The following is a 16548-nucleotide window of genomic DNA, read 5'->3' on the forward strand; positions in this document are numbered from 1 at the left end:
AGGCTTATACAAGCTTTAGGGCTGTTTTTAACCATGCAAGAAATACTGGATTTAAAAAACTCTCCATAAAACAGCCAATAACCGTTAAAGAAAGCAATACAAAAAACGCTGGCAACTGTTTTACAAATAATCGGTAACGCTTTGTATAAACTCCGTTACTGCTTGTTTCATGCATTTTATAAGACAAGATAACTGTTTGTACAAATACCACAAGATAGATCAGCATATGAGGCATTCCAAGACCTAAACCACATAATGTTCCCTTCCACCCATACAATACGGAAAGTGCGCATACCACAAATCCTGCAGTGAAACCTCTATACCACAGAAACAGTGTATTATAAGGAATCGCCAGTACTGTTATGCTAAACAGCCAGATAAGCAAGTAGTCTTTTATCCGTGACTGCATGACAAATAGCAAAAGCTGGAATCTATTAACTTCTCTTAAATCCAGATACACTAAAATATCTATGTATTGTGAATTAGAACTGTATGTAGCCTTTGTAAGGTTTGCAATGACAATTCCAAGCAAGAAAGATGCTATAATCTCAAGCATTATTTTTTGAAGTAATCCTATTTTATTTTTTGCTTTATTCCAAAAAAACATGACGGCCTCCCACATTGTTACTTTATAACATATGTGTCAGCCGTCACGTTTATGAAACAAACTTATCCAGCTTATAGACTTATAATCCCATTTTATTCTTATAAGCCAATATACCCGCTACTGTCTTGCTGTCTTCTATCTTCCCCTGCTCTATCATCTTAACAAGTTCTTCTATTGCATAACGTTCTACGTGGACAAACTCATCCTCGTCCAGATTCTGCCTGGATGACACCAGAGAATCCGTATAATAGATATATATTTTTTCATTACAGAAACCAACAGAAGTATAAACATCCAGCAAATGATGGGCTTCTAAAGGACGGTATCCTGTTTCTTCCTCTAACTCTCTCATAGCACAGGTTTTCGTATCCTCGCCTGGATTAATACCACCTGCTGGAAGTTCCAGAGATTCCTTCTGAATCGCAGTACGATACTGCCTTACCATTAAAACTTTCCCATTTTCATCAAGGGCGACCATGGAAGAAGCTCCTTTATGCTCTACTATATCATAAGTTACAGTATCACCTGCTGGCGTAAGAATATCATCCTGATAAACATCAATAATTCTTCCTTTGTGTACCAAATTGCGTTTTACTCGTTTCATTTCTTCCATGAATCCTACCTCTTCTTTATTTCTTAAATCCTGCTGTTTTTTCATAACAAGCATCTGTTGCTTTCATAATGGCGTTACGGAATCCGTATTCTTCCAGAGCCTCTACTGCTGCAATAGTAGTGCCTCCTGGGGAACATACATTATCTTTCAATTTTCCTGGATGTTCTCCAGTTTCAAGCACCATCTTTGCAGATCCCAAAACAGTCTGGGCCGCAAATGCATATGCTTTGTCTCTTGGAATGCCATATTTCACAGCACTATCTGCCAAAGCTTCAATAAACATATATACATAAGCTGGTGAACTTCCACTTGCACATACTACCGCATTCATAAGCTTTTCATCAATTACTTCACATTTACCAAAAGAACCAAAGAACTCTATTACCGTATTCTTTTCTTCTTCAGACATTGTTTCACTGCCAAAACATAATCCTGCCATTCCTTCATTTACTAGGGCTGGCGTATTAGGCATTGCACGGCTTACTTTCACGTTTCCACCAAGCTGCTCTGCCACATCCCCTGTAGTAATGCCAGGTGCAATAGAAATCATAACATGATCCTTTGTAATATAATCTTTGATTTCCTTTAATACCAAAGGATACACTTGTGGTTTAATTGCCAAAACCACGTATTTACAGCTTTTTACCAGCTCAATATTGCCTGCGATACAGGATACTCCTGTCTCAGCAGCAACCTGCTGATTACGAGCTTCATCCACACTTGTAAAAGCCAGCTCTTCTTTTGTATATTTTGTTAAGGCACCTTTCATCATTGCATATCCCATATTACCGATGCCAATAAAACCTAATACTGCCATATGATTACTTCCCTTCTACTTTCATTCCTCTCGATTACTGTAACTTTGTTAAAAAGTCTTCAATACGGTTTAAACCTTTTTCAATCTGTTCAATTGAAATTGCATATGACAAACGAATGTATTCTGGTGCACCGAAATCAGGGCAAGGAATTACAGCAACATTAAACTCTTCAATTAGGATTTTTGCCATATTTGTGCTTGTAGCTACCTTCTCACCATTATATTCTTTTTCTAGTACATCCCTTACATCGATAAATACGTAAAATGCTCCTTTTGGCTCTAATGCACTTACATGTGGCATTTTGCTTACACGTTCATACATGTATTTACGTCTCTTATCAAATTCTACACACATTGCCTTCATTGCATCCTGAGGACCTGTTAAAGCTTCTAATGCAGCTTTCTGTGCAATACTGTTCGCATTGGAAGTCTGATGGCTTTGTACACTGCTCATTAATTTTGCAATCTCAGCACTTGAGCCAGTATAACCAATTCTCCATCCAGTCATTGCATAACTCTTGGATACACCACTGCATGTAATTGTTCTCTTATAGATTTCATCATTTAATGACGCAATACTAATATGTTCTGCCCCGTCATAAGTTAAGTACTCATACATTTCATCTGCAATCACGTAAATATCTTTTTTCACTACGACATCAGCAATTGCTTCTAATTCTTTGCGAGTATAAAGCATACCTGTTGGATTACTTGGGCTGTTTAATACAATTGCCTTTGTTTTTTCTGTGCAGGCAGCTTCGATCTGTTCTGCTGTTACTTTATACTGCTGTTCCTTTGTTGCTTTTACAAATACAGGAACACCATCTGCCAATTTTACGATCTCAGGATAGCTTAACCAAAATGGTACAGGAATAATCACTTCATCACCAGGATTTAGAATTACACTAAATATATTAGTTAAAGAATGTTTTCCTCCATTGCTGATTACAATCTGGTTTGGCTCATATTTTAAATGATTAAATTTTGCAAATTTATCACAAACAGCCTGTTTCAGCTCTACAATACCTGGAACAGGTGTATATTTTGTAAATCCAGTCTGAATTGCATCACATGCAACATCACAAATATTTTTTGGAGTATTAAAATCAGGTTCCCCTGCACCAAACCCTACTACATCAATCCCCTTTGCCTTTAGTTCTTTTGCTTTAGCTGTAATCTCAAGTGTAGATGAAGGTTTCACCGCTTGAGCTTTTCTTGATAACGTTAAAGCCATTCTTAGCACCACCTTAATTATTTTATCTGTCTATATTAATTTTATTGATATTTTAATATATATAATATTATATTGCAAGAAATAATTTAAGTTCTTTCGTATTTTTCAATTTTTTTTTCGTTTTTAGCAAGAAAACCGTCATTTTCAAAGCTAATTTCTTGTTAAAATGAAAGTTTTCCATTCAAATCCATCATTTTATATGTATAGAAAATGAGTCGTGGCGGAAATTTACAACACATAGTTCTATTGTAATACCACCAAAAACATTTCCTTCTTATAGAATATGAAATCTTTTGAAATATTCTCCTAAAGATTCCATGCAAAAAATATTTCCTCCCACTGAAAAAGCAGCACAAATGCCTGTCAAAAATAAAACTTTATATATTTTTTTCAAAAACATAATATTGATAAATGGGGTTATTATAGAATATATATAGAATATAAAAACCCAGTAATTCCTACTCAGAAAGAATAGGAATTAACCGAGTTATAACTTTATTTCATACAAGTTATTTAGCGTAATCAATTACTCTAGACTCACGAATAACATTCACTTTAATTTGTCCTGGATATTCTAACTCTGCTTCAATCTGCTTAGAAACGTCACGCGCAAGCAAAATCATTTCTTCGTCATTTACCTGTTCTGGCACAACCATCACGCGCACTTCACGGCCTGCTTGAATAGCAAATGATTTATCCACCCCTTTAAAGCCATTAGTGATATCTTCCAACTGTTTTAATCTGTTAGTATAAGTTTCAAGTGTTTCTCGCCTTGCACCAGGCCTTGCTGCAGAAATAGTATCTGCTGCCTGGACAATACAAGCAATTAATGTTTCTGGTTCCACATCACCATGATGAGATTCTACTGCATTAATAATAATTGGTGACTCTTTGTATTTCCTGCATAAGTCAACACCAATCTGAATATGAGAACCTTCCATATCATGATCCACTGATTTACCAATATCATGTAACAAACCAGCTCTCTTAGCTAATCTTACATCAACACCAATTTCACCTGCTATAAGTCCGGATAAATGGGCAACTTCAATGGAATGCTTTAATGCGTTCTGTCCATAGCTTGTCCTGAATTTCATTCTTCCAAGTAATTTAATAAGCTCTGGATGAATGCCATGCACACCAACTTCCAGTGTAGCTGCTTCACCTTCTTCACGAATCATGACATCCACTTCTTTTTGAGCTTTTTCTACCATTTCCTCAATACGAGCTGGATGAATACGACCATCGACAATAAGTTTCTCTAAAGCAATACGAGCAACTTCCCTTCTGATTGGGTCAAATGCTGACAAAATGACTGCTTCTGGGGTATCATCTATGATTAAATCGACACCTGTCAAGGTCTCAAGAGTCCTTATGTTACGCCCCTCTCTACCAATGATTCTACCTTTCATTTCATCGTTCGGAAGTTGAACTACTGATATTGTAGTCTCAGCCACATGATCTGCTGCACATTTCTGAATAGCAGTAACCACATACTCCTTAGCTTTCTTATCCGCTTCTTCTTTGGCTCTGTTTTCTAATTCTTTAATCAACATCGCCGTTTCATGCTTTACTTCGTCTTCAACAGTTTTTAAAAGATAATCTTTTGCTTGTTCGGAGGTAAGTCCAGATATTTTTTCTAACTCCTGTAATCGTTTTGTGTGTAATTCTTCAACTTCTGAACGAACTCTGTCAACTTCTGCTTCCTTAGAAGATAATTTGTACTCTTTCTTCTCTAATGCATCTGTCTTACGATCTAAAGTCTCTTCCTTAGTCATTACACGCTTTTCGTAACGCTGTAATTCTGCTCTTCGTTCCTTAATCTCTTTGTCCAGCTCATTTTTGGTTCGAAGGGACTCTTCCTTCGCTTCCAGCAAAGCTTCACGCTTCTTAGTTTCAGCTGTTTTCAGGGCTTCATCTATAATCTCCCTAGCTTTTTCTTCCGCACTGCCAACCTTGCTCTCCACAAACTTGATCCGGTAAGAGATTGCTGCTTTCCATGTAATAAAGACAGCTATTACAATAAGAACTAGCGCAATTACAACTACTTTTAGTGTATCATCCACAGGAGCACCTCCTTATTAAGTTTTCATTGTACATAAATACAACATATAAATTTTATACTTTTTTGTTTGTATTGTCAAGCATTGATACCGTACATTTATGCAAAACGTCAATATAATTGCCAATATATGGATTCCAATTACTGTTCCTATAAGTTTTCTGACTAAATTTATTCTGGGTAATGGAATATTTCTTTTCGAATATCTGATTGGGAGAACCCCTTCCGGTAAAGCTGCATACAAAGCTTTTCTATCTCTTTTGGGCTCATTTTTCCAATATCGGCTCCTTTTTTCTTAATAAGATATCGAAGTTCTTCCTTTTCATCATGGTATTCCTCTAGATAATAGCCAATCTTTTCCCTGTCAAACCCTTTTCTTTTCAATTCCTGTTTTAAATAAATACGGCTTTTTCCTTTTCCATGATATCGAATATACGTTTCTAAGTGATTATCCTCATTTATATAATGATAAGAATGTAAAAATGCCATAGTTTCATCAATAATAAACTCCGGAAAACATTCTCTTTTCAGCTTATCCCGTAATTCTTTTTCCGTCTTGTCTGAGCGTATGAGAAGTTCCATAGCTTTCTTCTTCGCCCGTTTTCCAACATAGTCTTTCATAAGTTCCAAATAAGCATCCTCGGTTATCTCCTTGTCCGCCTCTAAATCAAACTTTCGAATCTCCGGACGGCAGCAGATGCATTCAATTCCATTGTCAAATAAAATCCTGCTTTTCTTTGTATTGATTATTTCTGTACGGATAATATACATATTTACCTCTAAAAACGGCCGACTAAAAGCCTTTGCTGCATTATTCAGACTGCCAGCACATATAAAACCATGAACCTGCTGACACCTCTTAAAATCCAAACAAAAGACTTTACGTCGGCTTCTTTATTTTCCTGCTTCCATTTATAACAGACTATTTTCCTTCTTTGCTGTCTTCAGCTTCCTCCTCTTGTGGAAGTTCTCCAGAACCAGGAGCTAAATTATACTTTTCACGCACTTTCTGCTCTACTTCTAAGAACACCAATGGATTCTCTTTCAGATATTGTTTGGCATTTTCACGTCCCTGGCCAATCTTAGCATCGTTATATGCATACCATGCACCGCTTTTAATAATAATGTTTTCATTGGCTGCCAGATCCAGAATATCTCCTTCTCTGGAAATGCCTTTGCCAAACATAATATCAAATTCTGCTTCCCTAAATGGAGGAGCCACTTTATTCTTAACTACTTTAACTCTAGTACGGTTGCCAACAACTTCTCCACCTTGTTTTAATGCTTCAATTCTTCTTACATCCATACGGATTGAGGAATAGAATTTAAGTGCACGGCCACCAGTTGTTGTCTCTGGGTTACCGAACATGACACCAACCTTTTCACGTAACTGGTTAATGAAAATAACAATACAGTTAGACTTGCTTACAATAGCCGTCAGTTTTCTAAGAGCCTGTGACATCAGACGTGCCTGAAGGCCTACATGGGAGTCTCCCATGTCACCATCAATTTCGGCCTTAGGAACAAGAGCTGCAACAGAGTCTACAATAATAATGTCTACGGCACCGGAACGTACCATCATTTCTGTAATCTCAAGAGCCTGTTCCCCATTATCTGGCTGGGAAATATATAAATTATCAATATCGACTCCAATGTTCTTTGCATATGCAGGATCCAAGGCATGTTCCGCATCAATAAATCCAGCAATGCCGCCATTCTTCTGTGTCTCTGCAACCATATGAAGCGCTACAGTAGTTTTCCCGCTTGATTCAGGTCCATAAATCTCTACGATACGTCCCTTTGGCACTCCGCCAAGGCCTAATGCAATATCCAGGCTGATAGAGCCAGTTGGAATAGTCTCTATGTTCATATGTGCACTTGTGTCGCCTAATTTCATAACGGAACCTTTTCCGTATTGTTTCTCTATCTGTGACAAAGCGGATTCTAGCGCTTTAACCTTATTCTCGTCCTTAATCATAATCTTCTCCTTCATATCCGAACTAATGTTCTTGTTAGTAATAATAGTAATATACTTTCCTTTGCTTGTCAACTGGTTTTTCTTTCTTAAAACAAAGGAAATACTGGCTGATTTTCATGCTTAAATTCCACATAAACTGGCAGATTTGTGGCTTACATGCATAATTGCAGTCTTTTATGGTGGGAAATAAATGAAAAAATGAATTGTTTTAGATTTAATAGATATGTACAGTCGTAGTATAGCACGCATATCTACATTTGTAAACGAAAGTTCTTTTCCTTTTTCTTCTCTTTTTCGACATCTCTTTTTCATTCAAAACCAGATCAGCAAACCCCAGATTTCAACTATCTGGGGTTTTTTAATACGTTATCTGCTAATATAAATCTGTTGGAGCTGTCAGCTTAGGCTCATATCCCTTTCCTTTCAAAGCTTCCACAATTTCTTTCTTATGCTCATGTCCGAATGCTTCCATCGTAATTTTCAGTTCCACTGCCGCATTACGGTTAATGCTGACAAACTGATTATGTTCTAAACGGATTACATTTCCTTTGTGTTCTGCGATGATATTAGCCACATTTACAAGTTCCCCTGGCCTGTCCGGCAATAGAACAGACATGGTAAAAATACGTCCTCTTTCAATCAATCCATGCTGTACTACAGAAGAAATCGTGATAACATCCATATTTCCACCACTTAAAATAGATACCACTTTTTTATTTTCACAGTTTAAGTGCTTCAGCGCTGCAACGGTTAATAATCCAGAATTCTCTACCACCATTTTATGATTTTCCATCATATCTAAAAAGCTTACGATAAGTTCACTATCTTCCACTGTAATAATATCATCCAGATTCTTTCTTACATAAGGGAAAATCTTGCTTCCAGGTGTTTTTACTGCTGTACCGTCTGCTATGGTTTCTACTTTTGGCAAGGACACTACTTCCTCTGCTTTAAAGGATTCCTGCATACAGTTAGCTCCTGCCGGCTCCACACCTATTACTTTAATATTGGGATTTAAAAGCTTCGCTAATGTAGAAACACCCGCTGCAAGTCCGCCTCCCCCAATTGGTACTAAAATAATATCAACTGTTGGCAGATCCTTAAATATTTCCATAGCAATAGTTCCTTGCCCTGTTGCAACTGCCTCATCGTCAAATGGATGAATAAATGTATATCCCTGTTCCTCGGCTAGTTTTAGCGCATAAGCACAGGCATCATCATAAACATCCCCATACAAAACTACTTCCGCACCATAACCCTTTGTACGGTTTACTTTGATCAGAGGAGTTGTAGTTGGCATAACAATCACAGCTTTTACTCCATATATTTTCGCTGCATAAGCAACACCTTGTGCATGATTCCCAGCAGATGCTGTAATTAACCCTTTCTGTCTTTCTTCATCGGATAATGTGCTTATTTTATAATAGGCTCCTCTTACTTTATAAGCACCTGTATACTGCATATTTTCAGGTTTTAAGTAAACCTTATTTCCACTTACTTGTGAAAAATACTCACTATAAATTAATTCGGTTCGAAGAGTGACCTGTTTTACAATTTCACTTGCCTCTTCAAATTTATCTAAAGCTAACATGCCTTTTTCCTCCTGATTTCTATTCCATTGTCCTTTTGATTTTATTCCTGCATACATGTAATTTCAGGAGAAAATTCTTCCTCCTGGAATTCCTTTTAATGTTCTTCTTTACTAAATAATGCATTCACAAACTGATCTGCATCGAATTTCTGCAAGTCATCAATCTGCTCCCCGATTCCAATGTATTTTACTGGTATTCCAAGTTCGGATTGAATTGCGATTGCAATACCTCCTTTTGCTGTTCCATCCAGCTTTGTAAGAACAATACCTGTAATATCAGCTACTTCACTAAACTGTTTTGCCTGCTGCAATGCATTCTGCCCAGTTGTTCCATCTAAAACAACTAAAGTTTCACGATACGCATCGGGATATTCCCTTTCGATTACTTTGTTGATTTTCTTTAACTCTTCCATAAGATTTTTCTTATTATGAAGTCTTCCAGCTGTGTCACAAAGAAGCACATCTACATTTCTGGCTTTTGCCGCTGTTACCGCATCAAATACGACTGCGGCAGGATCGGAACCTTCCTGCTGTGCAATAATATCCACTTTTGCACGGTTTGCCCATTCTGTAAGCTGCTCAATTGCTGCCGCACGGAAAGTATCTGCTGCTGCTACCATAACTTTCTTTCCTTGATCCTTTAGCTGTCCAGCCAGTTTTCCAACGGATGTAGTCTTTCCTACACCATTTACACCAATTAGTAAAACAACAGATTTCCTGTCCTCGAACTCATAAGCATTTTCGGAAAGTGACATCTGTTCTTTCATACTTTCAATTAAAAGTTCCTTACAAGCAGATGGTTCTTTGATTTTCTGTTCTTTTACTTTCACTCTAAGATTTTCGATTACATTGGTTGTGGTTGTAATCCCCAAATCTGCCATAATAAGAATTTCTTCCAATTCTTCATAAAAATCCTCATCTATGCTGGAAAAACCACTAAAAATATTATCAATTCCTGCAACAATATTATTTCTAGTCTTCGTTAATCCTGATACCAGTTTTCTAAAAAAACCTTTTTTCTCTCCCATAAAATTCCTCCTAATTTGTGAAATAACGTATACCATTCTATTTGTCTAATTCATTTTCAATTAAATTAACAGATACTAATGTTGAAATTCCTTTTTCCTGCATAGTAATACCATATAACACATCCGCTGCATTCATAGTACCACGCCTATGGGTAATGACAATAAACTGGGTGTGGTCCGTTAAATTATGCAGATAATTCGCAAAACGAGATACATTGGAATCATCTAAGGCAGCCTCTATTTCGTCCAGCAGACAGAATGGAGATGGTTTCAGATTCTGTATTGCAAACAACAAGGCAATAGCAGTTAATGCTTTCTCACCACCAGATAACTGCATCATGTTCTGCAGTTTCTTTCCAGGTGGCTGTGCAACAATCTTAATTCCTGCCTCTAAAATATCTGCATCTTCCATAAGCTCTAGGGAACCTTTTCCTCCACCAAACAGTTCTTTAAATGCTTTATCAAATTCAGCTTCAATCTCATGGAACTTTTCTTTAAACTGTTTACGCATTTCCTCGTCAAGTTCCTTAATAATCTCTGCCAAAGCTGCCTCCGATTCAACTAGATCCTGATGCTGGGTTTTCATGAGCTCATAACGCTCAGCCAGATTTTTATAATCCTCAATAGCATTTACATTAACTTCACCAAGCCCCCGAATCTTCGTCTTAACATCCATTATAGCATTTTTCAGCTGCTGAATACTAGCCTCTGTACCAGTCTTTAAGGAAAATGCACTGTTAAATGTCAGTTCATATTCTTCCCACATATAATTTTTCAGATTATCCATCTGTTCATGGAAACGGTCTGTCTGGGAAGAAAGCCTTGCATGTTCCTTTTCTAACAGTACCATTCTCTCTGATAACTGGTCTCGCTTCGAAAAAATTTCTTTATGTGTCTGGCTAATTTCCAGCCTTTCCTTTTCAAGATGCTCAATTTCCCCAGCAAGTTTTAAAGCTTCTTCTTCTTTTCTTTGTATCTTTTGTTTTACTGTTTCAATTTCTTCCTTCTTGCGGGCAATCTGTTCTTTAGAATTAGTCTCTGTTTCTTTCAGAGAAGCCTGTTCTTCTTTCAAAGACTCTATTTCTCTCTTAATCCGGTGAATTGTCTCACGGCAGAACCCGGTCTTCTGCTCCATAGTAGAAACATCCATTTGAAAAGATGACACTCTGTCCCGTAATGCCGCATCCTGTTTTCGCAGTTCCTCTAACTTTGCCTGTAAGCCTGCTGTTTTTTCTTCGTAGTCCTGCTTCAGACTTTCGGAAGCTTCTACTTTCTGCTGGATTTCACCCATAGCACTTTCCCAGCTTTCTTTCTGTTCACCCAGTTCCATGTTTTCTTTCTGAATGCTCTGATATTCATGAAACAGATCCTTTTTGCTTGCAGCCGCCTGTTCCAGACGAAGTCTGGCTGTGTTCTGTGCCAGTCCTAATTGGTGCAGCCGCTCTGTATTTTTCACATATTTTTGCTGGCGTTCTTCTTTTTCCTGCCTTAAACCTGCAATTTTTTCTTCCATTGCCTGCTGTTTCTTTTGGTTAGATGCAAGAACTGCCTCAATCTCCTCAATCTCACGCCTGCGGCTTAATAAGCTGCTGGCATTTTTAAAAGCACCACCAGACATTGCACCGCCAGGGTTTACCAAATCCCCCTCTAAAGTTACGATTCGAAGGGCATTATGATATTTTTTACTAACTCGGATGGCATCATCAATGTAATTTGCAACAACTACCCTTCCAAGCAAATGCGTTACAATTTTCTGATATCTGCTATCTGCTGTTACCAGTTCACTAGCTAGTCCAATAATTCCATCCTCACGAAGTGCATTAGGATAATTAAAGTTGCTCTGTGCAGACATAAGGGTCAATGGCAAAAATGTCGCACGTCCATATTTACTGGTCTTCAGAAACTGAATCAGCTGTTTTGCTATATGCTCGTCCTCAGTAACAATATTCTGAATACTGCCGCCTAATGCAATCTCAATGGCTGTTTCATATTCTTTTTTCACCTTTACAATATCTGCAACAACTCCAACTATTCCCTTTATATTTCCTTTTTGTTCCATTACACGTTTGATGCTTTGCCCATATCCATCATAACGTTCTGTCATGTTTTTCAAAGAAGACAGCCTTGCCCGCTCCATATTCACAGTCTGGCTAATGTCTCGCAGCTTGGTTTTTGCTGCCAGAATTTTATTATCATAATCGATCATTTTAGCTTGAATATCATCATTTACATTCTGATAGCCAAGGATCTGATCGTTCATTTTATTCAGGGCCTCTGTCTCTTTTTCAATGGTTTCATCGAAAATTGACTCATTGCTTTTCACTTTCAGCAAACGCTGGTTTAACTCCATACGCTTTAAATTACACTGAGAAAGCATCGTTTCAAAATGCTGAAGCTTCGACTTTGCCGCCGCCTCTTCATTGACTAACTTAAAAAGCTTCTTTTTATACTCTTCTGCCAGTCTGGATGTCTCATCCATTTTCTTGCTGTTTTCCAGTAATGTAAACTGTTCCGAAGAAAAACTTTCTTTCTTTTCAACTACCGCATGCTGGATCTCCTGAAGTTTTTCCGCATTTTTTTCTTTTTCTTTCTCTTTTTCTGAGATCTGTCCAGCAAGTTTTTCTTTTCGTTCCTTATAATAATTTTCGCTTTGGACAATGGCATTAATCTGTTCTTTTAAAACCTGAATCTCGCCTTCTAACTGGCCTCTTTCAATTTTACCATTACTTAAGCTGCTTTTTTTCTCTTCTAGCTTTTCCGTGCGGAACTGAATATCTTTTTCTAATTCCTCATACTCGCCACGCATAATTTCTAAAGATTTTTTGGCATCTTCCAAATCATCAGAAGCAATCTTGTCTTTTTCTTCTACTTCCTTAATGGAATCTTTCAAATGATTGTATTCTTTAAAAAACAAATCCACATCCAGCACTTTCAGCTCATCCCGATAACGCAAATACTCTTTTGCGGTTTCTGCCTGCCTTCCTAATGGTTCTGCCTGTTTTTCAATTTCCACAATAATATCGTTGATACGGCATAAATTGGCACGCTCTGCTTCCAGATTTTTCTCTGTAAGGCTTTTACGTCTCTTGTATTTTACAATTCCAGCCGCTTCATCAAATAATTCCCGGCGGTCTTCTGGACGCCCACTTAGAATTTGATCAATTTGTCCCTGACCTATAATTGAATATCCTTCTTTTCCGATGCCTGTATCCATAAACAATTCCTGGACATCTTTTAAACGGCATGCCGTTCCATTCATTAAATATTCACTCTCTCCAGAACGGAAAACTCTTCGTGCCACTGTAATTTCCTCATAGGAACTAGGAAGCTTATGATCGGAATTATCTAAAGTGATGGCCACATAGGCAAATCCTAATGGTCTTCTGGCCTCAGTCCCTGCAAAAATGATATCTTCCATTTTGGAACCACGAAGCTGTTTTGCACTTTGTTCCCCCAGAACCCATCGCACCGCATCAGAAACATTGCTTTTTCCACTTCCGTTTGGTCCGACAATAGCCGTAATTCCATCGTTAAACTCAAATACCATCTTATTGGCAAATGACTTGAATCCATGTATTTCGATACTCTTTAAATACATTCTACTCCTCTTTCTGCTTTATTTTCAAAATAGCCTGATACGCCGCTTCATGTTCCGCACCTTTTTTGGTTCTTCCACTTCCAGTACCTACTTCTTTTTCCCCTATATAAACTGCCACCGTAAACAATTTGTCATGATCTGGGCCTTCTTCATGAAGCAGTTCATAATGTAAAGGCTCTTTGTATTCACTTTGTACAACTTCCTGTAAAATAGTCTTACTATCATAAAAGAGCTGTTTGCTTTCTATATCGGATAATACCAGTCTCTCTACAAACTCTTTTGCATTAGTAAAACCACCATCTAGATAAATTGCACCAATCACAGACTCTAAGGCATCTGACAAAATGGAATCCCTCTCACGTCCACCTGTATTCCTTTCTCCTTTTCCTAATAAAAGAAACTGTCCAAGTTCAATTTTTCTCGCACAATACGCCAAAGACTGTTCACAAACAAGACTAGCTCTAAGTTTGGTCATCTCTCCCTCATCCATTTGCTTATAATTTAAGAAAATGAATTCACTAGAAATCACTTCTAACACAGCATCTCCTAAAAACTCCAGCCGCTCATTATTGGCAAGCTTGCTCATTCTCTTTTCATTCGAATATGAACTGTGGGAAATAGCCTGTTTTAATAAATTTCTGTTTTTAAAACGGTATTGAATTTTGTCTTCTAATTTTTCTAATATCTGATTATCCATCCTGTTTCCTTCCTTTTCTAGCCATATAATAAGGCTGTCCTAGCATCTATCCGGACAGCCATCCTGTTTTTGACGTAGAGAATAATACATTTCAACTCTTACGATCAGTTTAATGCATTTTTAATCTGTTCTACTGCATCACTAACTGTAATAATCTTTTCTGCATCTTCATTGGCAATTTCGATATCAAATTCTTCTTCAATACCCATGATAATCTGGAATACATCTAAAGAATCCGCTCCTAAATCATCTACAAAAGTAGTGTCCATCGTAATTTCTTCTTCGTCTGCATTTAATACTTCACTAATAATTTTTTTTAACTTTTCAAATTCCATCATATTCACCTTTCTTATTTTTGTGATTCCACGTTTTCAATCATATCGCGAATCGTTTCATTTATTTTCTGTTCTGAAAAAGTTACGCATTGAATAATTGAGTTTTTAATCTCTGTACTGTTTGAATTGCCATGCGCTTTTACAACCAGACCTTTTAAACCAAGCAATGGTGCCCCGCCATAATCAGAAGCCTTAAATTTCTGGAAGGTATTCTTTAACACTGGCTTAATGAAAGCTCCACCAATTTTACCTCTTGCAGTTTCCATCAAACTTTCCTTGATTTTACCCACTAAAGCATTGGCCAAACCTTCGTACAGTTTCAGAATAACATTGCCAACAAAAGCTTCACAGACAATAACATCTGCCTGGCCATTCGGAATCTCCCTAGCCTCAATGCTTCCGATAAAATTAATGTCTTTGCAATTCTTTAGTAATGGGAAAGTTTCTTTCACAAGAGCATTTCCTTTTTCTTCTTCAGCACCAATGTTTACAATGGCAACACGCGGATTTTGTATTCCAACGATTTTTTCCATGTATGCAGAACCCATTTTTGCAAACTGCACTAAATGGGAAGCTCTTGCATCAACATTTGCACCACAATCGATCAGAAGGGAAACTCCATCCATTGTTGGGATAACGGGAGCTAAAGGTGGCCTCTCGACACCTTTGATTCTGCCAACAATCACCTGTCCTCCAACAAGGATTGCACCTGTAGATCCTGCTGAAACAAATGCATCAGCCCCACCGCTTTTTACAAGATTCATTCCTGCTACGATGGAAGAATTCTTTTTGCTGCGGATTGCCATAACTGGCGCCTCGTCATTGGTAATAACTTCTTCTGCTGATACAATTTCAATTTGCTCTTTGTTATATTGGTATTTGCTTAGCTCATTTTCTATACTAACTTTTTTTCCAACAAGGAAAACTTTAATATTATCTTTTTCCTGAACTGCTTCAATTGCACCTTTTACAATTTCTTTTGGAGCATTATCTCCACCCATAGCGTCTAATGCAACTCGTATTCTTTCACTCATACTTTTGCCTCCATATCGCTTACCTAATCTATAATATACTAAATATCAAATTATAAATCAACAACTAATTCTCATAAGTTTAAAAGATTTTAGACAGCTTCTTCCTTACATAACAAAATGCAATAGCACATTCTAATTTAAATGCACTATTGCATCCTAATTTAAGCTTTCCTATAAAAGAATGACCGGAAAGAATCATATCCTAATTTGCTAGGCTGTAAAATCTGCTCCGTACTTCCAACAAATAGCATGCCATCTGTTTTTAAGGAATTGGCAAATTTCAGATATATATCGTTTTTTGCTTCCTCTGTAAAATAAATCAGAACATTACGGCATACAATCAAATGGCAGCCCTGAGGATACTCATCTTTTAACAAATTATGTTTTTTAAACTCTACACGGGATTTTATCTTATCAGAAATTTGATATGTCCTATCATTTATCTTTGTGAAATATTTAGATTGAAATTCAAGTGGCAAAGTCTTTAAGCTTTTCGCATTGTACAATCCCAGCTGGGCTTTTTCCAAAACCTGATTGTCAATATCAGTAGCAATAATCTTAATACTGGTTAAAGGCATAATTTTTGATAATAACATTACTAAGGAATAAGGCTCATCTCCAGTAGAACATGCCGCACTCCATATCTTTAACTGTTTACCATGTTTTTCAAATAAGAAAGGAAGGATTTCTTTTTCAAGAAGTTCCCACTGCTCTGGATTACGATAAAATTCAGAAACATTAATCGTGAGATAATTGACAAATTCGTCAAACATCTCACGTTCTTTCTTTAACTGCGAAACATAAGCTTCATAGGAAGCAATTTTATGTTTCGCAATTAATGCATCTATACGACGCTTCATCTGCCGTTCCTTGTAACAGTTTAAATCAATGTTAGTCATATCAAAAATATGTTTTTTGAAAACTTCATAATCATAAACCATTAGCAAACCTCTT

General features: G+C 37.1%; 14 protein-coding genes. All 14 read right to left on the reverse strand.

Features of this window, described 5'->3' with window-relative positions; translation table 11 throughout:
• Positions 1-4: 4 nt before the first annotated feature.
• On the reverse strand, positions 5-607 hold the full coding sequence (locus BMY85_RS04640) for a stage II sporulation protein M (RefSeq protein ID WP_177180638.1): 603 nt from the start codon (positions 605-607) through the stop codon (positions 5-7).
• Positions 608-686: 79 nt separating this feature from the next.
• Positions 687-1220: an NUDIX hydrolase gene (locus BMY85_RS04645; RefSeq protein WP_092477149.1), complete on the reverse strand. Its 534-nt coding sequence runs from the start codon at positions 1218-1220 to the stop codon at positions 687-689.
• A gap of 16 nt (positions 1221-1236) precedes the next feature.
• Positions 1237-2037 carry a pyrroline-5-carboxylate reductase gene (gene proC, locus BMY85_RS04650; RefSeq protein WP_092476969.1) on the reverse strand — a complete coding sequence of 267 codons (801 nt, stop codon included), beginning with the start codon at positions 2035-2037 and terminating at the stop codon, positions 1237-1239.
• A 34-nt stretch (positions 2038-2071) separates the two neighbouring features.
• Positions 2072-3271 (reverse strand): pyridoxal phosphate-dependent aminotransferase, encoded by a 1200-nt coding sequence (locus BMY85_RS04655; protein WP_092476971.1) that lies wholly within the window; start codon positions 3269-3271, stop codon positions 2072-2074.
• A gap of 509 nt (positions 3272-3780) precedes the next feature.
• Positions 3781-5337: a ribonuclease Y gene (gene rny / locus BMY85_RS04660; RefSeq protein WP_092476973.1), complete on the reverse strand. Its 1557-nt coding sequence runs from the start codon at positions 5335-5337 to the stop codon at positions 3781-3783.
• A gap of 167 nt (positions 5338-5504) precedes the next feature.
• Positions 5505-6203 carry a regulatory protein RecX gene (locus tag BMY85_RS04665; protein WP_092476975.1) on the reverse strand — a complete coding sequence of 233 codons (699 nt, stop codon included), beginning with the start codon at positions 6201-6203 and terminating at the stop codon, positions 5505-5507.
• A gap of 52 nt (positions 6204-6255) precedes the next feature.
• Complete coding sequence (recA, locus tag BMY85_RS04670; protein WP_092476977.1) at positions 6256-7311, reverse strand: recombinase RecA; 1056 nt, start codon at positions 7309-7311, stop codon at positions 6256-6258.
• Between the two features lie 373 nt (positions 7312-7684).
• The gene (gene ilvA, locus BMY85_RS04675; RefSeq protein WP_092477151.1) at positions 7685-8902 is read right to left on the reverse strand and encodes a threonine ammonia-lyase; all 1218 of its coding nucleotides are present in this window, start codon (positions 8900-8902) and stop codon (positions 7685-7687) included.
• 95 nt (positions 8903-8997) lie between these two features.
• Positions 8998-9930 (reverse strand): signal recognition particle-docking protein FtsY, encoded by a 933-nt coding sequence (gene ftsY / locus BMY85_RS04680; protein ID WP_207646531.1) that lies wholly within the window; start codon positions 9928-9930, stop codon positions 8998-9000.
• 37 nt (positions 9931-9967) lie between these two features.
• Complete coding sequence (gene smc, locus BMY85_RS04685) at positions 9968-13528, reverse strand: chromosome segregation protein SMC (RefSeq protein ID WP_092476981.1); 3561 nt, start codon at positions 13526-13528, stop codon at positions 9968-9970.
• A 1-nt stretch (position 13529) separates the two neighbouring features.
• Positions 13530-14225 carry a ribonuclease III gene (rnc, locus tag BMY85_RS04690; RefSeq protein WP_092476983.1) on the reverse strand — a complete coding sequence of 232 codons (696 nt, stop codon included), beginning with the start codon at positions 14223-14225 and terminating at the stop codon, positions 13530-13532.
• Between the two features lie 104 nt (positions 14226-14329).
• Positions 14330-14560: an acyl carrier protein gene (acpP, locus tag BMY85_RS04695; RefSeq protein WP_092476986.1), complete on the reverse strand. Its 231-nt coding sequence runs from the start codon at positions 14558-14560 to the stop codon at positions 14330-14332.
• Between the two features lie 14 nt (positions 14561-14574).
• Positions 14575-15594: a phosphate acyltransferase PlsX gene (gene plsX / locus BMY85_RS04700; protein WP_092476988.1), complete on the reverse strand. Its 1020-nt coding sequence runs from the start codon at positions 15592-15594 to the stop codon at positions 14575-14577.
• A 161-nt stretch (positions 15595-15755) separates the two neighbouring features.
• Entirely contained in the window at positions 15756-16535 is a 780-nt protein-coding gene (locus BMY85_RS04705; RefSeq protein WP_177180639.1) for a CheR family methyltransferase, read from the reverse strand.
• Positions 16536-16548: the final 13 nt, after the last annotated feature.

It is taken from the genome of [Clostridium] polysaccharolyticum (assembly GCF_900111595.1).
GTDB lineage: Bacteria > Bacillota > Clostridia > Lachnospirales > Lachnospiraceae > Clostridium_AI > Clostridium_AI polysaccharolyticum.